Source organism: Pseudomonas sp. COW5 (assembly GCF_026240005.1).
GTDB lineage: Bacteria > Pseudomonadota > Gammaproteobacteria > Pseudomonadales > Pseudomonadaceae > Aquipseudomonas > Aquipseudomonas kribbensis.
Genome location: NZ_JAPHVP010000001.1, coordinates 5236976 through 5260088, shown reverse-complemented (window position 1 = coordinate 5260088; position 23113 = coordinate 5236976). Strand labels below are relative to the sequence as shown.

The following is a 23113-nucleotide window of genomic DNA, read 5'->3' as shown; positions in this document are numbered from 1 at the left end:
TAGCCCTCTCCCCGAGGGAGAGGGGACTGACCGAGTTGTTTTGCGCTATACATCGACCTGAAAAATCGTGTCGATTATGGATTCAAAGCCGAACTTTCAGGTCGATGTATCTCGTCAATATCCCCGAATCGGTCCCCTCTCCCCCCGGGAGAGGGCTAGGGTGAGGGCGCTTTTGACTTACAATGCCGGCACCTCAGACACCGGCGCCCCCATGGACATCGACCTAGCCCGCACCTTTCTGGAAATCGTCCGCCACGGCAGCCTCGCGGCGGCGGCGGAAAAGCTGTTCGTCACCCAGACCGCGATCACTGCCCGCGTACAAAAACTCGAAAGCCAGTTGGGCAGCACGCTGTTCGTGCGCAACCGAGCCGGTGCGCGGCTGACTGCCAATGGCGAGGCGTTCGTGGTCTACGCCAATCAGCTGGTGCAGACCTGGGAAGCCGCACGCCGCGACTTGCCGCTGCCCGAGGGCTACGACAACGTGCTGCACATCGGTGGCGAGGTCAGCCTGTGCAATCCGTTGATGCTCAGTTGGGCCGCCGAACTGCGCGAGAAGATCCCCAGCCATGCCCTGCGCATGGACATCCGCGACGGCGAGAACCTGCTGCGTCAACTGGAACTCGGCGTGCTCGACGCCGCGCTGGTCTATCAGCCGGAATACTGGCCGGGCCTGCAGGTCGAGCAAGTGCTGGAAGAGAAACTGATTCTGGTCCGGACACCCAACCGCCCCGCTCCCTACGTATACATCGACTGGGGCACCGACTTCCGCCGTCAGCACGATGCTGCACTGCCGGAAAAAGCCAAGGCCGCCCTGAGCTTCAACCTCGGCCCGCTGGCCCTGCAATACATTCTGGAGAACGGCGGCAGCGGCTACTTCCGCACCCGTGTCGTTCGCACCTACCTGGAAAGCGGCGCCCTGGAAGTCGTGACCAAAGCCCCGGAATTCGGTTATCCGACCTACCTCGTCTATTCCCGCGATCGTGATTCGGCGACCCTGCAGCAGGCGTTCGATCTGCTGCGCGAAGTGATCAAGGCCGATGACGACTGGTCCCAGCGCTGGAACCCGTTGAGCTGACGACCGCTATGCACCGGAGCATGGCAGTTGTGACCTCAAGGTAGACACTGCACAAACGGCGGGATCGGCTAATCTGCCGGGATAACGACAATATCCGCAGGTGACCGCAGTGAGGCAGACCACCGAGGCATTTCGCAGCCGCTATCGCGCGGCGATTCATCCGCTGTACAACCCGTGGCTGCACGGTGTCTTCGTGCTGCTGTTCGGCGTATTGGCCATCGGCGCGTTCTGGAGCAGCGTGCAGCAGGTGCGTCCGCTGGAATGGCTGGCGGTGCCGCTGACCTTGCTGTTCTTCAATTTCGGCGTGTACGTGGTGCACCGCCATCTCGGGCATCACAAAAAAGCCTTCGCTAAAATGTTCTACGCCCGCCATGCCGGCGACCATCACAGCTTCTTCACCCCCGGCCACATGACCTGGGACAGCGCCCGCGACTGGCGGGTGATCCTGTTTCCGGCGTGGCTGATCGTGGTGCACACGCTGGTGATCACCCTGCCCCTGTGGTGGCTGTTCGCACAGGTCAACGCCAATGTCGCCGGGCTGATCGGCGGCTGCATGGTGCTGGGTTATTTGACCTATGAGGTGTTTCACGCCTGCGAACACTTGCCGGAAAAGCATCCGCTGAGCCGTCTGCCGTGGATCCGCCAGATGCGCCGTCTGCACGAATTGCATCATCGGCGTGAACGCATGCAGGAGCGCAATTTCAACATCGTCCTGCCGTTGATGGATTACCTGTTCGGCACCCTCTATTGGGAGCCGGAGCCCGTCCCCCTCACCGATTCGAGAACGCCCATGACCCGCATGCAGCATCCGATCGACATCGCCGGCGAGCCGATTGCCGTACTCGCCTACGCCGCCACCGTCAGCCGCTGGCCCGAGTGGCATCCGTCCTCGCTGAAAATCGACGGCCCTGCCGGCCCGTTGCATGCCGGCGCCCGTTTCGAGGAAGACATTCATGCCGGTGGCCGCGAAGGCCATTTGAGCTGGGAAGTTACCGAATACCTGCCGGGGCGGCGCTGGTGTGCCCGGGCCCAGGGCGATCATGGTCTGTCACTGCTGCTGACCTATGAATGCTCGGCCCATAACGACGGCACGCGTTTTGTGCGCACGCTGGATTACCACTTCGAGAGTCTGGGCATGCGCATCGCCAATCAGCTGTTGCTCAAACGCCGCATCGAACGTGAATCGGCCGCCTCGATGCTGGCCCTGCGCGACAGGGCGACCGGGCATCTCGCACTCGCGGGAGCCCACGTGTGAAGCTGCGCCATCTGATCCTGCTGCTGGTGATTTTGATTCTGGCCTTCCTGTTGCTGATGCCGACCAAAGTCCAGCCCGTGGCGTGGAAGCCACAGGTTGCCCCGTCCTTGACCGAAGGCCCTTACGCGGACAATCAACGCCTCAAAAGTGCGAAGCAGGTCGGTCCGGGCAATATCGAAGGCCCCGAAGCGCTGCTGCTGGAAAACGACTTTCTGATCACCGGCCTGCATGACGGGCGCCTGCTGCGGACCAGCCTCGACGGCCAGCAGCGTCAGGTACTTGCCGATACCGGCGGGCGTCCGCTGGGCCTGGCACGGCACCCCAACGGTTTGCTGGTGATTGCCGACGGGGTCAAGGGCTTGCTGTCACTTGATGCCCAAGGACGGCTGACCGCGCTGACCACTGAAGCCAATGGCCTGAAGTTCGGCTTCACTGATGATGTGGCCATCGACAAGTCCGGGCATTACGCCTACTTCAGCGATGCCAGCAGTCGCTGGGGCTACGGTCATGACGGCGAGGCGATCATCGAGCACGGCGGTGACGGGCGCCTGCTGCGCTATGACTTCCAGACCGGCAAGACCAGCGTCCTGCTCGACAAGCTGGAATTCGCCAACGGCGTGACCCTCGGCCCGGATGACGCCTATGTGCTGGTCAATGAAACCGGCGCCTACCGCATCAGCCGCTACTGGCTGACCGGACCGAAGGCCGGCACCCACGACCTGTTCATCGACAACCTGCCGGGTCTGCCGGACAACCTCGCGTTCAATGGCCGGGACCGTTTCTGGGTGGCGCTGTACACGCCGCGCAATCCGCTGCTCGATGGCACCGCCGGGCATCCGTTCGTGCGCAAGATGATCGTGCGGGCGATGACCGTCGTGCCCAAACCGGTGGAGAAACGCGGTTTTGTGCTGGGACTGGATCTGGACGGCAAGGTCATCGCCAATTTGCAGGATGCGAGCGACGGCAATTATTCGCCGATCACCACCGCTCGCGAGTATGGCGACTGGTTGTATTTCGGCTCGCTGAAGGCCACGCACATGGCGCGGATGCCGCTGGATGCAGCCTTGAAGTGAAGCCCGGGGTTCTGTAGTGAATCGAATGGCCCTCTCGCCAGCAGGCTGGCTCCCACAGTGGACTACATTGCAAATTGGCTCCCACAGTGGGATTGAATTCCAAATGTGGGAGCCAGCCTGCTGGCGATGGCGGACGGTCAGTTGCTTGATCGGTCGAACTTGTCCGGGTCATCATCCTCCGACACCTCGTCGTCCTTCCGTTCTTCTTCCGGATGGCGGACGGTGTGCGCTGGACTGTTGGGCTCGGGATGGGTGGGAACCGGGTCGAATGCGCCCTGCTCTTCACTGGGGAATTTGGGATTCATAAGGCACCTCGCAAAGAGTCGCTATGTGAAGACTCTGTACATTCGAGGTGCCCGTCGTGGCTGTCGTTCCAGTCGTGCCACCCCCGAAGGTCGATGGCGCGACTGACGGTCAGGTTCGAGCCTGCAATTGCTCGACGATCTTGTCTTTGACCTGCAAGCGTTTCTCTTTGAGTTTTTTCAGTGCGTCATCACTGGGCGCATCCGAGGCTGCCGTCTCGGCCTTGACGACCTCGGCGTCCGCCTGGGAATACTTGTTGATCAGTGCGTCCAGATGTGGATCCTCGGTGCGTCGTTGCTGGATCTCTTCCTTCGTAAGCTTCAAGTCCTGATACAGGTCATGGGTCACCGGCATGGAACACCTCCGTCAATTGATCGGCAGCCGACGCGACCGATTGCGTCAGCCATTACCAGAATGGCCTTGGTTGTACCCTTCTGTCGACCACCTGTCAGACCAGCGGTGGCCGTTCGTCGCCCTGAGGCAAATACGATAAAACCTTGTGCCGCAGCCTTCCCTCCATTGAGTAACACCCCCAAAACATCTGCGTGGAGAAACACAAATGGACGGATTCAACCTGCGTCATCTCGCCCTGGCGATCGCCTTGAGCAGCGGCATGGGCAGCGCCTTCGCCGCGACCTCCAACAGTTTTGTCGATAACGCGGCGGCCGGCGGCATCGCCGAAATCGAAGCCAGTCGCCTTGCCCTGGAAAAGAGCCAGTCGGCGGACATCAAGGATTTCGCCAACATGATAATCACCGACCACGGCAAGGCCAACGATGAACTGGCGGCCATTGCCCAGGCCCACGACATCAAAGTCCCGGACTCCACCACCCTGGTGAAACAGGCCAAGGAGAAGATCCTCGACATGCGCGACGAGTCCTTCGACGCCGCCTACGCCAACAATCAGGTGAAGGCCCACGAAGAAGCCATCGAACTGTTCAAGAAAGAAGCCAACACCGTGACCGACGACCAGGTCAAAGGCGCCACCGAACTCAAGGGCTTCGCCCAGAAAATGCTGCCCGGTCTGGAAAAACACTTGGCAGCCGCCAAGGAACTGCAGGCCAAACACCCAAGCAAATAAACGCCAACCGCGCCAAGGGGCCGCATCCAGAGGGTGCGGCCCTTTCATTTCTGCCCCCCCAAAATCCGTCAAAAAACCTCCACCGCCCCCCATGCCGACTAGAGTTACCGGAACGTTCCTTGCGGCAGATCAAAAATATCCACTCGGGAACGAACAACTATTTCATACGGCAAATGTCATTCATTTCGCGCCGGTCGTTTTCTGTCGCACCGGCCCCACTCGCGAAGGAGCAAAACCCACATGGCAGCACTGCAGAACAGCACACTCGATGCGATGAAGAACAAACAGGCTCAGCTGCTGGGTGAATGGATACAAAACATGGAAGACAGCGGTGCCACGCGCCACCTTAAAGAACAGGAAGTGCGGCAACAGGCCACAGAGTTCCTGCAGTTGGTAGTCGATGGCATGGCCAAAAACAGCGGTACCGACATTTCCGCTGCCGGCTGGGAAACCACCCGTCACTTCCTCGAACGGCTGTCCCACAGTCGCGCCCTGCTCGGCCAGGACTCGCAACAGACCGCCACGTTCATCTTTGCCCTCAAGGGCCCGACTTTCTCTTTGCTCCAAAGTCACTACCGGGAACAACCGGCGCTGCTGGCCGAGCAGCTTTGGGAAATCTCCGAACTGCTCGACGCTTTCGGCCTGCACACCATCCGCACCTTCCAGAAATCCCGTGAAGCGGTGATCAAGCGTCAGCAGGAAGAATTGCTGGAGCTGTCCACCCCGGTGGTCAAGCTCTGGGACGGCGTACTGGCGCTGCCGATGATCGGCACCCTCGATTCGCAACGCACTCAGGTGGTGATGGAATCGCTGCTGCAACGCATCGTCGACACCGGTTCGGAAATCGCCATCATCGACATCACCGGCGTGCCAACCGTCGACACCCTCGTCGCCCAGCATTTGCTCAAGACCGTCACCGCGATCCGCCTGATGGGCGCTGACTGCATCATCAGCGGCGTGCGTCCGCAGATTGCCCAGACCATCGTGCACCTGGGCCTCGACCTGCAAGGCGTGGTGACCAAGGCCAATCTGGCCGACGCCTTGAAACTGGCCCTGACCCGCCTGGGCATCACCCTTGCCAAGACGGTTTAAGCGATGGAACGTATCCCGATTCTCCAGATGGGCGACTTCCTGCTGGTGACCATCCAGGTCGACATGCATGACCAGCTCGCCCTCACCCTGCAGGACGATCTGTCCGAGCGCATCAGCAAGACCTCGGCACGCGGGGTGTTGATCGACATATCGGCGCTGGACATGGTCGATTCGTTCATCGGCCGGATGATCGGCACCATCTCCGGCCTGTCGAAAATCATGGACGCCGAAACCATGCTGGTGGGCATGCAGCCGGCGGTGGCGATCACCCTGGTCGAGCTCGGCCTCAACCTACCCGGTGTCAGTACCGCGCTGAATGTCGAGCGCGGCATGAAACTGCTGCAGGAACGAGTACGCCAGCAATGACGGTGCGCAGCAGCGGTACGCAACCGATCAACATCGAGCAGGACGTGGTGCTCGCCCGGCAACTGGCGCGCAAACTGGCCACCGAGTGCGGCATGCGCCTGATCGACCTGACCAAACTGGTGACCGCCGTCAGCGAGCTGGCGCGCAACACCATGGTGTATGGCGGGGGCGGCGACATGGACTGGCAGATCCTCGACGACAACCACAAGGTCGGCCTGCGCCTGACCTTCCGCGACGAAGGCCCGGGCATTCCCGACATCAAACTGGCGATGACCGATGGCTGGACGTCCGGCAGCGGCCTGGGCCTGGGCCTGACCGGCGCCAAGCGGCTGGTGGACGAGTTCGAGCTGGACACCGCGCCCGGTGCGGGCACTCGCGTCACGATTACCCGATGGACATGAACATCAGCGGGAGCCTGACCCGCGTGTTGCCGATCGAAGAGCTCAGTCAGATCGGTCATGCGCGTCGCACGGCACAGCAACTCGCCGGACAGCATGGCTTCGATGAGCGCGATGCCGGGCGTGTCGCGCTGGTCGCCACGGAACTGGCAAGCAATGTGCTCAAGCATGCGACCCACGGTGAATTGCATCTGCGGGTGTTGCAGCGCATTGATGGGTTCGGCATCGAAATGCTCGCGATCGACCGCGCTGGCGGCTTTGATCTCGATGCGTGCATGGCCGACGGTTTCTCCACGGGCGGCACTCAGGGCATCGGGCTCGGCGCGGTATCGCGCCAGACCGAGGTGTTCGATGTCTACGCCGACGCCCGGGGCGCGGTATTGCTGGCACGGCTGTACCCGCGCACCGACCGGCAGCCGGATCTACGGTTCGGCGTCAGTCAGCATTCACTGCACAACGACCCGGCGTGCGGCGATGTCTGGCACCTGGCAATCAACAGTTCGGATATCAGCGCCCTGATCGTCGACGGCCTCGGCCATGGCGAAGACGCCGAGCGTGCCGCCCGGGCCGGAGAAAAAACCTTCGCCCTGAGCCCGTTCGCTCCCCCGGTGTTACTGATGGACGAACTGCACCGGGAAATGATCGGCACCCGAGGCGGCGCAGTAGCATTTGCTCAGTTTCATGGCGAGCGCGACAGCCTGACCTTCGCCGGTATCGGCAACATCGGCGCCAGCCTCGTCACCGCCGACAAATCCCGTGGACTGGCCTCGCACCCGGGCATCGTCGGCGCCCAATTCCGGAAAGCCCAGCCCTTTGACTATGCTCACGTGAATGGACATCTATTGATCATGTACAGCGACGGCTTGCAGTCCCGTTGGAACCTTCAAGACTACCCCGGCCTGGTGCATCGCCATCCCGCCGTGATAGCCACCGTCCTGCACCGCGACTTCAGTCGCGGACGCGACGATGCAACGGTCCTGGTCGTTGCCCTGGAGGCCACCCATGGCTGAGTCCACGACCTTGAGCAGCGCAGAACAGAGCGCGTTGATCGCCCAGTTGCAGAGCGAAACCGCCGCGCTGCGCGAAGAACTCGACGAGACCAATCAGGGCGTCCTCGCCCTGTACGCCGAGCTCGACACCCAGGCCGAACAACTGCGCCAGGCCTCGGACCTGAAAAGCCGCTTCCTGTCGTACATGAGCCACGAATTCCGCACCCCGCTGGGTTCGATCCTGAGCATCAACAGCCTGCTGGCCGATGAACTCGACGGCCCGCTCAGCCCGGAGCAACACAAGCAGGTGGCGTTCGTCAGCAGCGCCGCCCGTGAGCTCAGCGACATGGTCGACGACCTGCTCGATCTGGCGAAGATCGAGGCCGGGCGCATTACCATTTCCCCTGCGTGGTTCGACATGTTCGACCTGTTCGCGGCGTTGCGCGGGATGTTCCGGCCGATTGTCGACGCCACGGCGGTGGACCTGATTTTCGAAGAACCGGTCGGCCTGCCGCGCCTGTACACCGACGACAAGAAGCTCGCGCAGATCCTGCGCAATTTCATTTCCAACTCGCTGAAGTTCACCACTCGCGGCGAAGTCCGGGTCTCGGCACGGCTTGAAGGCCAGGACAAGGTACGTTTCGCCGTCAGCGACACCGGCATCGGCATCGCCGCCGAGCTGCACGGCACCCTGTTCGAAGACTTTTCCCAGGTCGATTCACCGCTGCAAAAACGCCTGCGCGGCACCGGCCTCGGGTTGTCCTTGTGCAAGCGCTTTGCGGCGCTGCTGGGCGGCGAAGTCGGGGTGGAAAGCGCACCGGGAGTCGGCTCGACCTTTTTCGTGATCATCCCGCTGGCGATCGCTCTGGAGAACGTCGATGAAACATGACATCCGCCTGTTGATCGTCGACGACAACGTCGCCACCCGCTACGCCCTGCGCCGGCGCCTGGAGCGCCACGGCTACGAAGTGCTGGAGGCCGGCACCGGAGGCGAAGGTCTGGCTTTGATTGCCAGCGAAGAGCTGGATGCGCTGATTCTCGACGTCAACCTGCCGGACATGAGCGGCTTCGATATTGTCCGTGAACTGCGCGCCGATCCCGGCACCGCCCTGCTCCCGGTGATCCATGTGTCGGCGGCGTCGATCCAGACCGGCGACATCATCACCGGCCTCGACGCCGGGGCCGACGCCTACCTGATTCACCCGGTGGACCCGGACGTGCTGCTGGCAACCCTGCGCACCCTGCTGCGGGTGCGCGACACGGAAAATGCCCTGCGCGAAAGCGAGGCGCGCTTCCGGGAAATCTTCGTCAATGTTTCGGCGCCGATTGCGGTCATCGATGCAACCCTGAAAGTCCACGAGTGCAACCACGCCTTTGCCCAACTGATCCAGGACAACCGCGACTCACAAATTCTCGACGAGTGCTTTGCCGAAGATCAGGGCGCCATCCTCGAGGAACTGCGTCTGCGGCTGGTGGACGGCGAGCGCTGGAAAGGCACGCTGAACATGCGCGTGCAGGGTGAAATCCGCGAAACCCAGTGGCAGATTTCCCCGTACCGCACGCCGGAACTGAGCCTGGTGTTCGTCGAAGACGTCACTGAACACCGTCACCGCGAACGCTCACACCTGGCTCGGCTGGACGACACCACCACGCAACTGGCCAAGGAAGTCGCCGACCGGGTACGCGCCGAAGCGCAATTGCTGCAAGTACAGAAAATGGACGCGCTGGGCAAGCTCACCGGCGGCATCGCCCATGACTTCAACAACCTGCTGACGGGGATCATCACCAGTCTGGAACTGATCCAGAAACGCGTCGCCGATGCCCGTCTCGACAAAGTGCAGTTCTACGCCGACGCCGCGCTGAATTCGGCGATGAGCGCCGCGTCACTCACCCATCGCCTGCTGGCCTTTGCCCGGCAACAGCCGCTGGACACCCGGCCGGTGGACATCAACGATCACGTGCGTTCGCTCGAAGAATTGCTGGTGCGCACCATTGGCGAACGCATCGCCCTCAAGCTTGAGCTGACCACCAAACCGGCCATCGCCCTGGTCGATCCGATTCAACTGGAAAGCGCCGTGCTCAACCTGGTCATCAATGCCCGGGATGCCTTGCCTCAGGGCGGCAATATCTGGGTCAGCACCTATGCGGCCTACTCCCATGGCGACCCGAACCTGACCGATGGTTCCTACGTGGCGCTGTCGGTGCGCGATGACGGCACCGGCATCGAACACAGCCTGATCGACAAGGTGTTCGACCCGTTTTTCACCACCAAGCCATTGGGTCAGGGCACCGGTCTGGGGTTGTCGACGATTTACGGTTTCGCCCGTCAGTCCGGTGGCGATGCGCACATCCGCAGCGTCGCCCGGCGCGGCACCGAAGTGACCATCATGCTGCCGGCCACCAGCGACCCGACCGCCGCCGATCTGGTGCCACCAGCGGTCGATCCGCAAGGTTCCGGCGAGCATGTGCTGATCGTCGAAGACATGCCGTCGGTGCGGCTGTTCGTCACCGAAGTGCTGGAGGATGCCGGTTATCGCTGCACCCAGGCCGGCGATATCGAAACCGCGCTGGAGCGCCTGCAGAACGATCCGTCGATCAACCTGCTGCTGACCGATGTCGGCCTGCCGCGCATGAGCGGCCGCGAACTGGCGGACGTGGCCCGGGGCTGGCGCGACGGGTTGCCGATCCTGTTCATGACCGGTTACGCGGAAACCGCGATCAACCGTCAGGTGTTTCTCGGCGCCGGTATGGAGATGCTGGTCAAACCGTTCCAGATCAGCGAACTGCTGGACAAGGTGCGCCGCACCCTCGACGGTGCCTGATACACCGCCATCGCGGGCAAGCCCGCTCCCACAGTTTTTTGTGCCGTACACAAATTCGTGAACACATCAGACTCTGTGGGAGCGGGCTTGCCCGCGATGAGGCCTGCCCTGACGAGGCAGTTAGCGGCTCAAAGCCCGGGCAAGAAACGGCGCGGTTCGGCTCTTCTTGCTCGCTGCCACTTTCTGCGGCGTGCCGGCCACGACAATTTTGCCACCCTGATCCCCTGCCCCCGGACCGATATCGATCACCCAGTCGCTCTGCGCCACCACACGCATTTCGTGCTCGACCACGATCACCGTGTGCCCTGCGCTCACCAGATTGTCCAGTTGCTCCAGCAAGCGGTCGACGTCTCGCGGGTGCAGCCCGGTAGTGGGCTCGTCCAGCACATACAACGTCGCACCACGCTGGTTGCGCTGCAATTCGGTCGCCAGTTTGATCCGCTGGGCTTCGCCGCCGGACAACTCGGTCGCCGGTTGTCCGAGGCGCAGATAACCGAGGCCGATATCGCGCAGCACTTCCAGTGAGCGGCGGATCGCCGGTTGTTCGGCAAACACCGTCACCGCCTCGTCCACGGTCAATTGCAGCACCTGAGCAATGCTCAACCCCTGCCACTGAATCGCAAGCGTCTCGGGGTTGTAACGTGCGCCATGGCAGGTCGGGCACGGCGCATACACGCTGGGCATAAACAGCAATTCGACACTGACAAAACCCTCGCCCTCGCAAGTCGGGCAACGGCCCTTGGCGACGTTGAAGGAAAACTGCCCGGCGTCGTAGCCCGCCTCTTGCGCCTGAGGGGTGGAGGCGAACAGCTTGCGTACGTTATCGAACAGCCCGGTGTAGGTCGCCAGATTGGAACGCGGCGTGCGGCCGATAGGCTTCTGATCGACCTGCACCAGACGCTTGATCGACTCCAGCCCTGCGCTGACCTGGCCGGTGCTGGCAGTCGGGGTATCGTCTTCCAGATTGAGCTCTTCCGGCTCGGCGTCACTGCTGCGACCGAGCTGCGCCCCGACCAGCTCCAGCAGCGCCTGACTGACCAGACTCGACTTGCCCGAGCCCGAGACCCCGGTCACCGAGGTAAAGCAGCCCAGCGGAAACTCGACGCTGAGGTTGTTCAGGTTGTTGCGGGTGACACCGTCCAGCCTCAACCAGCCCGAAGGTTTGCGCGCAGTTCGCGCTGACCGCTGTTGCTCGGCGAACAGATAGGCCCGGGTCTGGGACTGATCGATGGCCGCCAGCCCGGCAGGCGGGCCGCTATAGAGAATCTGCCCGCCCTTTTCACCCGCCGCCGGGCCGACATCGATCAACCAGTCGGCGCGGCGCATGGTTTCCAGATCGTGCTCGACCACAAACACACTGTTGCCGTCGGCCTTGAGTCGCTGCAAGGCCTCGAACAACGCCTCGCCGTCGGCCGGATGTAAACCGGCGGAGGGTTCGTCGAGGACGTAGATCACACCAAACAATTGCGAGCCCAGTTGCGTGGCCAGGCGCAGGCGCTGCAACTCCCCGGACGAGAGAGTCGGCGTACTGCGTTCCAGCGCCAGATAACCGAGCCCGAGATCGGTCAGGGTACTGACCCGCTCCAGCAGATCCTCGGCAATACGCTGCGCCGCCAGGCGTTTTTCCAGCGACAGGTTGGGCGTATGGCGCACGTCCGGCGCGTTGGCGTGACCGCTGGCGCCATGGGCCACGCGCTGCTGTCGGGCTTCGCGGGTCTGGTTGTGGGACAGGGTTTCGCCGGTTTCATCGGCGTGTTCCAGCCAGCTCGCGTCAGCTACCGGTTTCAAAATCTCGGCGACCTGCAGCAGCGGCATCCGCGACAACTCGCCGATGTCATGCCCGGCAAACGTCACCGACAGAGCCTCGCGCTTGAGGCGCTTGCCATCGCACAACGGGCAGAGGCTCCCGAGCATGAATTGCGATACGCGCTTCTTCATCAGCGCACTTTGCGAATGGGTGAAGGTGTGCAGGATGTAGCGCCGGGCACCGGTGAACGTTCCCTGATAGCTCGGCTCCATCTTGCGTTCGAGGGCGACGCGGGTTTCTTCCGGCGTCAACCCGGCGTACACCGGCACCGTCGGCGTTTCCTCGGTGAAGAGGATCCAGTCGCGCTGCTTTTTCGGCAGCTTGCGCCATGGAATATCGACGTCGATGCCCATTGTCACCAGGATGTCGCGCAGGTTCTGCCCCTGCCAGGCCAGCGGCCAGGACGCCACGGCGCGCTGGCGGATGGTCAGCTCCGGATCGGGCACCATCAAGGCTTCGGTCACTTCATAGACCCGACCGAGCCCGTGACAATCGGGGCAGGCGCCTTGCGGCGTATTCGGTGAAAAATCCTCGGCGTAAAGCATCGGCTGGCCCGGCGGATAGCTGCCGGCGCGGGAATAGAGCATGCGGATCAGGCTCGACAACGTGGTCACGCTGCCCACCGATGAGCGCGTACTCGGTGTGCCGCGTTGCTGTTGCAGCGCCACTGCCGGTGGCAGACCATCGATGGAGTCGACGTCCGGCACGCCGACTTGATCGATCAGCCGTCGCGCGTAAGGTGCTACCGATTCGAAGTAGCGCCGCTGTGCTTCGGCATACAAGGTCGAAAACGCCAGTGATGACTTGCCCGAGCCGGACACGCCGGTGAACACCACCAGCGCATCCCGGGGGATGTCGACATCAACGTTCTTCAGGTTGTGTTCACGGGCGCCGCGCACGCGAACCATGCCGGCGGCGGAATTGGAGCTGCGCTTGGAGGTCATTGGCCAGCCTTGGTCAGGGGATTCGAAGCTCAGGCACTGAGCACGGAGCGGATCATCTGCAACAACGCCTCGGGCCCGTAGGGCTTGCCGAGCAAATGGGTGTCGGGGCTGAGCTGGTGATTGCGCGAGATGATGTCTCGGGTGTGGCCGGAGGTGAACAGCACGGCCACCGGCGGCACTTGCACTTTGGCCCAGGCAGCGAGATCGGAGCTTTTGATCAGCCCGGGCATGACCACGTCGGTGAAGATCAGGTCGACCCCGGCACCCTCCAGCAGCATCTGCATGGCCGCGTCGCCATTGCCGGCGATCAGCACGCGGTAGCCTTCTTCGCGCAACAGTTCCACCGCCGAAGTGCGCACGGCTTCGTTGTCCTCGACCACCAGAATGGTTTCGTTGCCACCGGCCTGCGGACGGCGCACGCCAGCGGTCTCATTGATCAGCGGCCGCAAACTGCGCGGGAAATACAGCTGCACCCGCGTGCCCTCGCCGATCTGGCTGTCGATCTCGACATGCCCGCCGCTCTGTTTGACGAAGCCGAACACCATGCTCAGTCCCAGGCCGGTGCCCTGGCCATCGGCCTTGGTGGTGAAGAACGGTTCGAACACCTGCTCCAGCATATGCGGCGCAATACCCACGCCGCTGTCACTGACCGAGACCCTTACGAAATCCCCCGGCACGATGCCTTTGCCGGCGCAGAACGCCCGATCCAGCGACGTGTTGGCGGCACCGAGCACGATGGTGCCCTCGCCCTTCATGGCATCCCGGGCGTTGATCGCCAGATTGAGAATGGCGTTTTCCAGTTGATTGCGATCGACGTTGATGTGCCACGGTTCTTCGGGCAGTTGCACATCGATCTGAATGGTTTCCCCCAGTGCCCGTTGCAGCAATTCGCCGACGCCTTCGAAGATCTGCCGTGGATCACACACCGCCGGGGACAGCGGCTGGCGCCGGGCAAACGCCAGCAGTTGCGAGGACAGCTTGGCGCCGCGCTCCACCGCCGCCAGCGAGGCGCTGACCCGACGTTGCACGTTGGCATTGTTCGGTTCGTGCCGCGCCAGCAAGTGCAGGTTGCCGGCGATCACTTGCAGCAGGTTGTTGAAATCGTGAGCCACGCCGCCGGTGAGACCGCCGATGGCTTCGAGTTTCTGCGACTGGCGCAATTGCTCTTCGGCGTTGAGGCGTGCTTCCACTTCATCAGCCACGCGCTGCTCAAGGTTGCGGGTGAATTTGAGCAGGGACTCTTCAGCGGTCTTGCGTTCATGGATGTCGATCAGTACGCCGGGGAAACGGTACGGCTGCCCCCGTTCATCGAACTCGCAACAGCCGCTGGCCAGCACCCACAGATGGCTGCCGTCAGCGCGGATCACCCGGTATTCGGCGTTGTAGGGCTCGCCGGTGCGCACCGAGTTTTCGACGCACTCCTGCACCCAGGGGCGATCATCAGGATGAATGTGCGCCTCGGCAATGTGCTGCGGCAGGTTGGTCAGGTCCTGATCCGGGGGGAAGGAAAAGGTCCGGGCGAAGCGCTCGTCCGCCGACAGCACATTGTTTCTCACGTCCCAGACAAACGAACCGAGCAATGCCCCGGCATTCAATGCCAGGCGCACTCGCTCGTTGTCGGCACGATAGGCGTCTTCGGCAGCCTGGCGCAGGCGTTCGGACAACACCAGTTCGGTGGTTTCCACCACCATCGCCATGACGCCTGCCGGAACCCCGGCATCGTTGGCCACCGGGCTGTAATAAAGGTCGAGCCAGACATCTTCGGGGACACCGTCGCGCAACAGCACCAACACCTTGTTGCGGTACTCCAGCGTACCGCCCGCCAGACAGGTATCGACCACATGCCGGTTGAAGTCGGCGACTTCCGGCCAGCCCAGCTCCACCGGTACACCGAGCAGGTACGGATGACGCCCGCCGGCAAAGCGCGAATAGGCATCGTTGTAGATCATGTAACCGGCGTGGCCCCAAAGCATCACCATCGGCAACGGCGAGGCGAGCATCAGTTGTACCGTGTTGCACAGGCTGGCCGGCCAGGTTTCGAGGGGCCCCAGATCCGTGCCGCTCCAGTCGAACGCACGGATTCGCCCGGCCATCTCGCCTTGCCAGCCGTCACACCCATGGCTATCGGATAAAAACTGCATTGGCTGCTTCAACGCCTTGTGGTTGATCCGGTTCAATCGCTGCGCGGTCAAGCGTCGCGCCCGTCTGTTTCGAGCGCACCGGGCGACGATGGTTTCATTAGAGGTATAGCCGATTTCACCCTTGCCCGACGCTCAGACTTCGATCAGGTGTTTGAGCGGGTGGTAGCCGGTCTTGAGCTTCGCTGCGACGTCGAGAATCGCCTTCTGGATGCCATCCAGATGCATGCAGGTCAGTTCGATTGCAGCGCTCTGGTTACCGGCCTCGATGTACTCGATCAACCGCAGGTGCTCGTCGTCGCGGCAGGCTTCGTGACTGTCGTCATCCAGTGCGGCGGCGTACAGCGAAGCGCGGGAAATCAGCTTCTGGAACCAGTCGAGCAGCACCGGGTTGTTCAGGCTGCGGGCCAGTTTGAGGTGGAACTCGCCGAGCAGGTGGATCAGCCGCTCGTGGTCTCCGGCCGCATGGGCTTCATCTTCCAGCAGCAAATGCTCGCGCAGGTCCTGCATCGCGGCAGAGTCCTTGCGCCGGCACAGCTCGGTGACGATGCCGATCTCGACCAGGCGCCGGGTTTCGAACAGCGAACGGATCTCTTCATCGCTGGGCAGCGACACCGACGCACCTTTATTGGGCTCGGTGGTGACCAGTCCGTCGGCTTCCAGCTGCTTGAGCGCCGCGCGAACCGACGTGCGGCTGACGTTGAACAATTCCGCCAGCGACGCCTCACCCAGTTTCATTCCCGGACGCAGCGAACGCTTGCTGATCGCCTCGTAAACCCCTTGGTAGACGCGGTCGACCGTGGTTTCCGTTTTCTTTTCGGTCATCTGAAAACTCCTTCGATGCTGGCAACGCGACCCGGCGAAAGACTCAGCCAGGGAAATGGGGGTTGCACAAGCAGATTAATCCGGGTATTTCTAAATTGCATTCAGATATTGCATACAATAATTAGAGGATTGCACCATTATGGGTCAACCAATAGCAATTGAAGTGCGTAATGTCTCCAAACGGTACTCCGACGATCCCGGCCTCGCGCCAGCCCTCGACAATGTCTCGGTGAACATCGCCGACAATGAGTTCTTCACCCTGCTCGGCCCCTCGGGCTGCGGCAAAACCACCTTGCTGCGCACCATCGCCGGATTCGAACACGTCAGCGACGGCGAAATCCGTCTGGCAGGCGAAACGGTCAATCACCTGCCGCCGTTCAAGCGTCGGGTCAACACCGTGTTCCAGAGTTACGCGCTGTTTCCGCACATGAGTGTCGCGCAGAATATCGCCTTCGGCCTCGAGATGCAGGGTCTTGATCGCAAGACGATCCCCGGACGGGTCGACGAGATGCTCGCGCTGGTGCAAATGGAGCACCTGGCCGGGCGCAAACCGGCGGAATTGTCCGGTGGCCAGCAACAGCGCGTGGCTCTGGCCCGGGCTCTCGCGCCGAAGCCGAAAGTATTGTTGCTGGATGAACCGCTGTCGGCGCTGGATTTGAAGCTGCGCAAGGAAATGCAGGTCGAACTCAAGCGCGTGCAGCAGGAAGCCGGGATCACCTTCATCTTTGTCACCCACGATCAGGAAGAAGCCCTGACCCTGTCCGACCGGATTGCGGTGATGTCCGCCGGCAAGATCCTGCAGATCGGTACCCCGACCGACATCTATGAACGCCCGCAGCACCGGTTCGTCGCCCAGTTCATCGGCGACATCAATTTTCTCCCCGGCCAGCTCAAGCGCGGCGACCACAACCAGAACCTCTTCGTGCCCAACGGCATGCCGGTGGAAATCCCCTGTCCGCCACAAGGCGTCAATGGCAGCAGCGTGCAACTGGCGTTTCGCCCCGAGCGTTCGCAACTGGTCACGGCGGACCAGCCCCATCATCTGCGCGGGGTGATCGAGGCGGTGCTGTATGTCGGCACCGCAACCCTGTACCAGTGCCGTTTGAACAACGACATCAAAGTCATGCTGCGGGAAAACAACGAGGGTCTGAGTGCTTGCCGTGCGGTCGGTGAACCCGTGGCGGTGCACCTGCCGCCCCAGGCCTGCCTGTTGATGGAGGCCTGAGATGAGCGTCAGCAGCACTTCCCCCTCCCTCAACCGTGCGCTGTTGCTCAGCCCGGTGGTGTTGACCCTGCTTGCCCTGATCGCCATTCCGCTGGGGATCATGGGTTACATCAGCCTGCTGCCGCGCAACACCTATGGCGGTGTGGACTGGCAGGCCCAATGGCAACTGCAGAGTTACGTGCAGCTGTTTTTCCAGGAAGGCTTCGACGGCGAGCTGGAGCTGAACTGGGTCTACGCCCAGGCGTTGTTGCGCTCGGTGTTCCAGGCCGGCGGCACCACGCTGTTGTGCTTCCTGTTCGGCTTTCCGGTGGCGTTGTGGATGTCGAGCCTGACCCCGCGCCGGCGCAACCTGATGGTGTTGCTCATCACCATTCCGTTCTGGACCAACCTGCTGATCCGCAACTACGCGTGGCTGATCATCCTGCGCGAACAGGGCTGGGTCGCCCAGAGCCTCAACGCGCTGTTCCCGAGCGCCGGCGGCATCACCCTGCTCTACAACGACTTCGCCGTCAGCGTCGGTCTGGTCTACAGCTTCCTGCCGTTCATGATCCTGCCGATCTACTCGACCCTGGAAAAACTCGACTGGCGTCTGGTGGAAGCTGCCTATGACCTGGGCGCCAACCGCTGGCACGCGCTGCGCCGGATCATCCTGCCGCTGTCGATGCCCGGGGTGATTGCCGGCGCGTTGCTGGTGTTCGTGCCGAGCCTGGGCGCCTTCATTACCCCGGCGATCCTCGGCGGCGGCAAGACCCTGATGATCGGTAACCTGATCCAGCAGCAATTCGGCACCGCACGCAACTGGCCGCTGGGCAGTTCGCTGTCGTTCCTGCTGCTGGGGATTCTGCTGTTGTCGCTGGTGCTCTACGCCCTCTACAGCCGCAGTGCGGCGAAAACCCTGAACCGGGGAGCGAAAGCATGATCTCTCTGCACCTGAAAAAACTCCCGGCCACCCGGGAAGTCAGCCTGCTGATCCTCGCCTACCTGTACGTGCCGATCCTGGTGTTGATCGTCTACAGCTTCAACGCCAACCGCTCGGCGACGGTGTGGACCGAGTTCTCGTTCGCCTGGTACGGGCGGATCCTGGCCAACCCGTCGATCCAGACGGCGGCGCTGAATTCGATCATCGTCGCGACCATCGCCACCGTGTGCGCCACAGCGATTGCGCTGCTGGCGGCGCTGGCGACTTACCGGCCGTTCTACGGGCAGAAAATGGTCGAGGGCGGAATCAACCTGCCGCTGATCCTGCCGGAGATCGTCACCGCCGTGGCCACCCTGCTGCTGTTCATGGCGCTGGGGATCAAGCTCGGCCTGATAACGGTGATCGTCGCGCACATCGGCTTTTGCATTCCGTTCGCCTACCTGCCGATCCGCGCAAGGCTCAACGATCTGGACAAGAGCCTGCTGGAAGCCGCCAACGACCTGTACGCCAACCCGTGGCAAGTGTTCCGTCGCGTGACCTTGCCGCTGTTGTGGCCGGCGGTGTTGTCCGGTTCGGTGCTGGCGTTCGTGGTCAGCCTCGACGATTTCATCATGACCTTCTTCGTCGCCGGCCCCGGTTCGACCACGTTGCCGGTGTACATCTTCTCGGCGATCAAGGCCGGTGTGACACCGGAGATCAACGCGATCTCGACCCTGATGCTGGTGATTTCCATCGTTCTCGTGGTGCTGGCCTTCTGGCTCGGCCAACGCGGCAAACAACAATAAACCTGGAGCGCGCTCATGAAAGTCAAAAACATGCGTCTGGCAGTATCCGGTCTGGCCCTGAGTTGTTTCACCGCGTTCGGCGCCCACGCCGCCGAGCCCAAGGAATTGTTTTTCTACAACTGGACCGATTACTACCCGGTGGACCTGCTGGCCAAGTTCGAAAAGGAGACCGGGATCAAGGTCACCATGGACGGCTACGACAGCAACGAAACCCTGCTCGCCAAATTGCAGGCCGGCGGCGCGGCGTATGACGTGATCGTGCCGTCGCAGTCGATCATGCAGACGCTGATCAAGCAGGACCTGCTGCTGGAAATCGACACCCCGACCCTGAGCAATTTCCAGTACGTCAAAGGCCCGTTCCGCGATCCGAGCTTCGATCCGGGGCGCAAATATTCGGCGCCGTACCTGTGGGGCACCACCGGGTTCTCTTATGACAGCGCCCGGGTGCCGGGGGGCAAGCTCGACGATTCATGGAAAGAGTTCTTCGAGCCACGCAAGGAACTGCAAGGCCAGCTCGCCGCCCTCGACACCTCCAGCAGCGTGATCAATGCCGCGAGCCATTACCTGAACGTCGACGAATGCACGGAAAACCCGCAGGACGCCAAGCGCATTCTTGAGCTGCTGCAAAAGCAGAAACCGTTTTTGAAGATGTACAGCTCCGACAACACCGTCGACCGCATGGCCTCGGGCGAAGTGATCATGATGCAGAACTGGAACGGCTCGACGGCCCGCGCCACCTTGCAGAAGAACACCATCAAGTACGTGTACCCGCGTGAAGGCGTGGCGATGTTCCAGGACAACTTCGCCGTACCGAAAAGCGCGCCGCATCCGGGCAACGCGAAGATCTTCATCGACTGGATGATGAAACCCGAGAACGCTGCGGCCGTGTCCAACGCGATTGCCTATGCCAACGGCATTCAGAGCGATCAGTTGCTGGATGCGAAATGGAAGGTCATGGACGCGATCAACATGCCCGAGGAATACGCCTCGCGGCTGCGGCCGGAGAAGGAATGCAGCAACAAGGCGCGGGAGCTGCAGGATCGGATCTGGTCGAAGCTCAAGGGTTGATCTGAGGTCGCCGGTTTATCTGAACGCCGACCACCCAGACCGACCTGGAGAACCCCCTCACCCTAGCCCTCTCCCCGAGGGAGAGGGGACTGATCGAGGTGTCTGGCGTCATACATCGACCTGATCGTTCAAGTCGATTATGGATTCAGAGCCATTCGTTCAGGTCGGCGTAGCTCATCAATATCCCCCATTCGGTCCCCTCTCCCTCCGGGAGAGGGCTAGGGTGAGGGCAATAAATCCAAAGAACAAACGAGGTTCCAATGACTGCCCCCCGCTGGCTCAGAAACATCCGCCCCTACGGCGCCTCCGCCGAAGACCTGCTGATCGAAAACGGCAAGTTCACCCAACGCCGTCCGGCCTCCAACGCACCATTGGCCGCCACCGACATCGACGGCCAGAACCAGCTGCTCACGGCCCCGCTGGTGGAAAGCCACGTCCACCTCGACAAGACGCTCTATGGCCAACCCTGGCGCCCGAACAGCGCCGGCCCGACGCTCAAGGACTACATCAGCAACGAGCGCCGCGTGTTGCGCGAAGTGAAGGCGCCGATTGCCGAACGCGCCGGCGCGCTGCTGGAAAACTGCATCGCCCGGGGTTCGCTGACCATGCGTTGCCACGTCGACATCGATCCGGAATTCGGCCTGCGTCACGTCGAAGCCATGCAGCAACTGCGCGAACGCTACAAAGACCTGATCGACCTGCAACTGGTGGTGTTCCCGCAAACCGGCCTGATCAGCCGTCCCGGCACCGCCGAGTTGATGCGCGAAGCCATGGCCCTGGGCGTGGAAAACGTCGGCGGACTCGACCCGTGCGGCATCGATAACGACCCGATCGCGCAGCTGGATTTCGTATTCAAACTGGCCAGCGAATTCCAGCGCGGCGTGGATATTCACCTGCACGACAAGGGCGAACTGGGCCTGTGGCAGATCGCCCGGATCGCCGATTACACCGAGCGCTTCAACCTGCAAAACCGGGTGATGATCAGCCACGCCTATTGCCTCGGCATGCTGCCGTGGAGCCAGGTCAGACCCGTCGCCGAACGCCTCGCTGCGCTGGGGATTTCGCTGATGAGTTCGGCGCCGGCGGACTGCGCAGTGCCACCGTTTCTGGCGCTGCGCGAGACCGGGGTCAACGTGTGCCTCGGCTCCGACGGTATCCGTGATGCGTGGTCGCCGATGGGCAACGGCGACATGCTCGAACGGGCGATGCTGCTGGCGTTCCGTTTCGACCTGGGCAAGGACGATGAACTGGCGGCGGCGTTCGAAGCGGCAACGGTCAATGGTGCACTTGCATTGGGGATCGAGGATTACGGTTTCGACATCGGCCGGCCGGCGGATTTTCTGCTGATGCCGGTCGAAACCCTCGGTGAAGCCGTGGTCGCGCGGCCGGTGCGTCAGGTCTATCGCGGCGGTGAACTGATCGCCAGCGGCGGTCGTTTACTGGGCAGCCGTCTGTGAAACGGATCGGCCTGAAGGCCGGTTGCGTGGTCGGCTTCGACGGCACGCGACATGTGCTGTGGCGCGACGGCGAAGTGGTTTTCGCTGGCTCGCGCATCGAGTTTGTCGGACGCGGTTACCAAGGGCCGGTGGATCAGTGGATCGACTACGGCAATGCACTGATCGGCCCCGGCTTCATCGACCTCGACGCCCTCGGCGATCTCGACTCCACGGTGCTGACCCTGGACAACGGCGATGAACGCGCCATGGGCCGGATGTGGTCGGCGGAGTATCTGGCGGCCGGCCCGCGTGAGTCGTTCAGCCCTGAGGAAGAAATCTTCAAATACCGTTACGCCTTCACCCAGTTGATCCACAACGGCATCACCACGGCGATGCCGATCACTTCGATGTATTACCGCGAATGGGCGGAGACCTATGACGAGTTCGCCGCTGTCGCCGACGTGGCGGGCGAACTGGGGCTGCGCACCTATCTCGGCCCCTGCTACATGAGCGGCATGAGTTACTGGCGCGCCGACGGCACCCTCGCCCATCACTGGGATGAGGCGCGGGGCCTGGCCGGGCTCAACGCGGCCGAACGGTTTTTCAAGGATTTCGATGGCGCGCACGCGGGGCTGATTCGTGGCGCACTGCTGCCGGATCGCATCCAGACCTGCACCCCTGCGCTGCTGCAACGCACATCCGCATTGAGCCGCGAACTGAATGCACCGATGCGTCTGCATTGCTGTCAGGCCACCAGTGAAGTCGCGATGGTCGAGCAATTGCGCGGTGCTTCTCCGCTGGGCTGGTTGCAACAACTCGACCTGCTCAGCCCGCGCAGCCTGTTGCCCCACGGCATCTACACCTCGGGCGATGACGATCTGCAACGAGTCATCGACGGCGGTGCCAGTCTGGTGCACTGCCCGCTGGTGTTCGCCCGCGATGGCGAGGCGCTGAATTCGTTCGGCCGTTATCGGGCCAAAGGCATCAACTTCGCCCTCGGCACCGACACCTGGCCGGCGGACTTGCTGGCCAACATGCGCCACGGTTTGAACATCGCCCGGTTGATGGAGGGCGGGCCATCGCTGACCAGCAGCCTCGACCTGTACAACGCCGCAACCCTCGGCGGCGCCAAGGCGCTGGGCCGTGACGACCTCGGTCGCCTGGCACCGGGGGCCAAAGCCGACATCACCGTATTCAGCCTGCGTGGTCTGCATCTGGGCCCGCTGTTCGATCCACTGAAAAACCTGCTGCTGGCCGGGCGCGGCGACGACTGCATCGCCAGTTACATCGACGGTCGCTGCGTGATGCACGACGGTCAGGTCAACGGCGTCGACTACCCGGCCCTGCAACGCCAGGCCCAACGCCAATACGAAAAATTGATGCGCAGCCACAGCGACCGGGCTTTTGGCCGACCGGACTGGAAAACCCTGTTCCAGCCGGCCATTCCCTTTGCCGACGACTACAGCGCCGAGGCGCCATTGAGCGCCATCGATCCACTTCTTTAGAGAACAC

General features: G+C 62.3%; 21 protein-coding genes. 16 read left to right on the top strand and 5 right to left on the bottom strand.

The annotated features are described in order from the left end of the window. Nucleotides 1–211: 211 nt before the first annotated feature. The 3 genes from OQ248_RS24070 (at nt 212) to OQ248_RS24060 (ending at nt 3403) form a co-directional block, all read left to right on the top strand. The gene (locus tag OQ248_RS24070; protein ID WP_085710108.1) at nt 212–1075 is read left to right on the top strand and encodes a LysR family transcriptional regulator; all 864 of its coding nucleotides are present in this window, start codon (nt 212–214) and stop codon (nt 1073–1075) included. A gap of 109 nt (nt 1076–1184) precedes the next feature. After that, a complete protein-coding gene (locus tag OQ248_RS24065; protein WP_265814277.1) occupies nt 1185–2330 on the top strand; it encodes an SRPBCC family protein in 1146 nt (381 codons plus the stop codon). Next, nucleotides 2327–3403 (top strand): SMP-30/gluconolactonase/LRE family protein, encoded by a 1077-nt coding sequence (locus OQ248_RS24060; RefSeq protein ID WP_265814276.1) that lies wholly within the window; start codon nt 2327–2329, stop codon nt 3401–3403. The genes OQ248_RS24065 and OQ248_RS24060 overlap by 4 nt, the downstream gene beginning before the upstream one ends. A 137-nt stretch (nt 3404–3540) precedes the next feature. Here the strand turns inward: OQ248_RS24060 and OQ248_RS24055 are convergent, their stop codons facing one another. Beyond that, entirely contained in the window at nt 3541–3708 is a 168-nt protein-coding gene (locus OQ248_RS24055) for a hypothetical protein (RefSeq protein WP_265814275.1), read from the bottom strand. Between the two features lie 109 nt (nt 3709–3817). Next, nucleotides 3818–4060, bottom strand: coding sequence for a DUF465 domain-containing protein (locus OQ248_RS24050; protein WP_085710111.1), 243 nt, complete (start codon nt 4058–4060; stop codon nt 3818–3820). 205 nt (nt 4061–4265) lie between these two features. On the opposite strand from OQ248_RS24050, the gene OQ248_RS24045 reads away from it, so the two are divergent. From OQ248_RS24045 to OQ248_RS24015, 7 genes are all read left to right on the top strand, one after another. Further along, nucleotides 4266–4787: a DUF4142 domain-containing protein gene (locus OQ248_RS24045; protein WP_265814274.1), complete on the top strand. Its 522-nt coding sequence runs from the start codon at nt 4266–4268 to the stop codon at nt 4785–4787. A 240-nt stretch (nt 4788–5027) separates the two neighbouring features. Then, a complete protein-coding gene (locus OQ248_RS24040) occupies nt 5028–5879 on the top strand; it encodes an STAS domain-containing protein (RefSeq protein WP_265814273.1) in 852 nt (283 codons plus the stop codon). Between the two features lie 3 nt (nt 5880–5882). Continuing rightward, a complete protein-coding gene (locus OQ248_RS24035; protein WP_007959463.1) occupies nt 5883–6245 on the top strand; it encodes an STAS domain-containing protein in 363 nt (120 codons plus the stop codon). Then, nucleotides 6242–6646 carry an anti-sigma regulatory factor gene (locus OQ248_RS24030; RefSeq protein ID WP_265814271.1) on the top strand — a complete coding sequence of 135 codons (405 nt, stop codon included), beginning with the start codon at nt 6242–6244 and terminating at the stop codon, nt 6644–6646. The genes OQ248_RS24035 and OQ248_RS24030 overlap by 4 nt, the downstream gene beginning before the upstream one ends. Continuing rightward, nucleotides 6643–7653 carry an ATP-binding protein gene (locus OQ248_RS24025; protein ID WP_265815141.1) on the top strand — a complete coding sequence of 337 codons (1011 nt, stop codon included), beginning with the start codon at nt 6643–6645 and terminating at the stop codon, nt 7651–7653. Before OQ248_RS24030 ends, OQ248_RS24025 begins: the two co-directional genes overlap by 4 nt. Then, nucleotides 7646–8521: an ATP-binding protein gene (locus tag OQ248_RS24020; RefSeq protein WP_265814270.1), complete on the top strand. Its 876-nt coding sequence runs from the start codon at nt 7646–7648 to the stop codon at nt 8519–8521. The genes OQ248_RS24025 and OQ248_RS24020 overlap by 8 nt, the downstream gene beginning before the upstream one ends. Further along, nucleotides 8511–10454, top strand: coding sequence for a response regulator (locus tag OQ248_RS24015; RefSeq protein ID WP_265814269.1), 1944 nt, complete (start codon nt 8511–8513; stop codon nt 10452–10454). Before OQ248_RS24020 ends, OQ248_RS24015 begins: the two co-directional genes overlap by 11 nt. A 120-nt stretch (nt 10455–10574) precedes the next feature. Here the strand turns inward: OQ248_RS24015 and OQ248_RS24010 are convergent, their stop codons facing one another. The 3 genes from OQ248_RS24010 to OQ248_RS24000 form a co-directional block, all read right to left on the bottom strand. Continuing rightward, a complete protein-coding gene (locus OQ248_RS24010) occupies nt 10575–13205 on the bottom strand; it encodes an excinuclease ABC subunit UvrA (RefSeq protein ID WP_265814268.1) in 2631 nt (876 codons plus the stop codon). Nucleotides 13206–13234: 29 nt separating this feature from the next. Then, on the bottom strand, nt 13235–15346 hold the full coding sequence (locus tag OQ248_RS24005) for an ATP-binding protein (RefSeq protein ID WP_265814267.1): 2112 nt from the start codon (nt 15344–15346) through the stop codon (nt 13235–13237). 132 nt (nt 15347–15478) lie between these two features. Beyond that, nucleotides 15479–16168 (bottom strand): GntR family transcriptional regulator, encoded by a 690-nt coding sequence (locus tag OQ248_RS24000; RefSeq protein ID WP_265814266.1) that lies wholly within the window; start codon nt 16166–16168, stop codon nt 15479–15481. 139 nt (nt 16169–16307) lie between these two features. Between OQ248_RS24000 and OQ248_RS23995 the strand changes: the two genes are divergently transcribed. The 6 genes from OQ248_RS23995 (at nt 16308) to OQ248_RS23970 (ending at nt 23106) form a co-directional block, all read left to right on the top strand. After that, nucleotides 16308–17393: an ABC transporter ATP-binding protein gene (locus OQ248_RS23995; protein WP_265814265.1), complete on the top strand. Its 1086-nt coding sequence runs from the start codon at nt 16308–16310 to the stop codon at nt 17391–17393. A gap of 1 nt (nt 17394) precedes the next feature. Then, the gene (locus OQ248_RS23990; protein ID WP_085710121.1) at nt 17395–18312 is read left to right on the top strand and encodes an ABC transporter permease; all 918 of its coding nucleotides are present in this window, start codon (nt 17395–17397) and stop codon (nt 18310–18312) included. After that, nucleotides 18309–19097: an ABC transporter permease gene (locus OQ248_RS23985; protein ID WP_265814264.1), complete on the top strand. Its 789-nt coding sequence runs from the start codon at nt 18309–18311 to the stop codon at nt 19095–19097. The genes OQ248_RS23990 and OQ248_RS23985 overlap by 4 nt, the downstream gene beginning before the upstream one ends. A gap of 15 nt (nt 19098–19112) precedes the next feature. After that, a complete protein-coding gene (locus OQ248_RS23980; protein WP_114883500.1) occupies nt 19113–20165 on the top strand; it encodes an extracellular solute-binding protein in 1053 nt (350 codons plus the stop codon). Between the two features lie 260 nt (nt 20166–20425). Continuing rightward, nucleotides 20426–21622, top strand: a complete 1197-nt coding sequence (locus OQ248_RS23975) for an amidohydrolase family protein (protein WP_265814263.1) — start codon at nt 20426–20428, stop codon at nt 21620–21622. Next, entirely contained in the window at nt 21619–23106 is a 1488-nt protein-coding gene (locus OQ248_RS23970) for an amidohydrolase family protein (RefSeq protein ID WP_265814262.1), read from the top strand. Before OQ248_RS23975 ends, OQ248_RS23970 begins: the two co-directional genes overlap by 4 nt. Nucleotides 23107–23113: the final 7 nt, after the last annotated feature.

Coding starts and splice junctions, on each gene's coding strand:
- OQ248_RS24010 (WP_265814268.1), bottom strand. CDS start 13,205: ATGACCTCCAAGCGCAGCTCCAATTCCGCCGCCGGCATGGTTCGCGTG.
- OQ248_RS24055 (WP_265814275.1), bottom strand. CDS start 3,708: ATGAATCCCAAATTCCCCAGTGAAGAGCAGGGCGCATTCGACCCGGTT.
- OQ248_RS24000 (WP_265814266.1), bottom strand. CDS start 16,168: ATGACCGAAAAGAAAACGGAAACCACGGTCGACCGCGTCTACCAAGGG.
- OQ248_RS24015 (WP_265814269.1), top strand. CDS start 8,511: ATGAAACATGACATCCGCCTGTTGATCGTCGACGACAACGTCGCCACC.
- OQ248_RS24045 (WP_265814274.1), top strand. CDS start 4,266: ATGGACGGATTCAACCTGCGTCATCTCGCCCTGGCGATCGCCTTGAGC.
- OQ248_RS23980 (WP_114883500.1), top strand. CDS start 19,113: ATGAAAGTCAAAAACATGCGTCTGGCAGTATCCGGTCTGGCCCTGAGT.
- OQ248_RS24040 (WP_265814273.1), top strand. CDS start 5,028: ATGGCAGCACTGCAGAACAGCACACTCGATGCGATGAAGAACAAACAG.
- OQ248_RS23990 (WP_085710121.1), top strand. CDS start 17,395: ATGAGCGTCAGCAGCACTTCCCCCTCCCTCAACCGTGCGCTGTTGCTC.
- OQ248_RS24025 (WP_265815141.1), top strand. CDS start 6,643: ATGAACATCAGCGGGAGCCTGACCCGCGTGTTGCCGATCGAAGAGCTC.
- OQ248_RS24035 (WP_007959463.1), top strand. CDS start 5,883: ATGGAACGTATCCCGATTCTCCAGATGGGCGACTTCCTGCTGGTGACC.
- OQ248_RS23995 (WP_265814265.1), top strand. CDS start 16,308: ATGGGTCAACCAATAGCAATTGAAGTGCGTAATGTCTCCAAACGGTAC.
- OQ248_RS24030 (WP_265814271.1), top strand. CDS start 6,242: ATGACGGTGCGCAGCAGCGGTACGCAACCGATCAACATCGAGCAGGAC.
- OQ248_RS23985 (WP_265814264.1), top strand. CDS start 18,309: ATGATCTCTCTGCACCTGAAAAAACTCCCGGCCACCCGGGAAGTCAGC.
- OQ248_RS24070 (WP_085710108.1), top strand. CDS start 212: ATGGACATCGACCTAGCCCGCACCTTTCTGGAAATCGTCCGCCACGGC.
- OQ248_RS24050 (WP_085710111.1), bottom strand. CDS start 4,060: ATGCCGGTGACCCATGACCTGTATCAGGACTTGAAGCTTACGAAGGAA.
- OQ248_RS24005 (WP_265814267.1), bottom strand. CDS start 15,346: ATGCAGTTTTTATCCGATAGCCATGGGTGTGACGGCTGGCAAGGCGAG.
- OQ248_RS23975 (WP_265814263.1), top strand. CDS start 20,426: ATGACTGCCCCCCGCTGGCTCAGAAACATCCGCCCCTACGGCGCCTCC.
- OQ248_RS24020 (WP_265814270.1), top strand. CDS start 7,646: ATGGCTGAGTCCACGACCTTGAGCAGCGCAGAACAGAGCGCGTTGATC.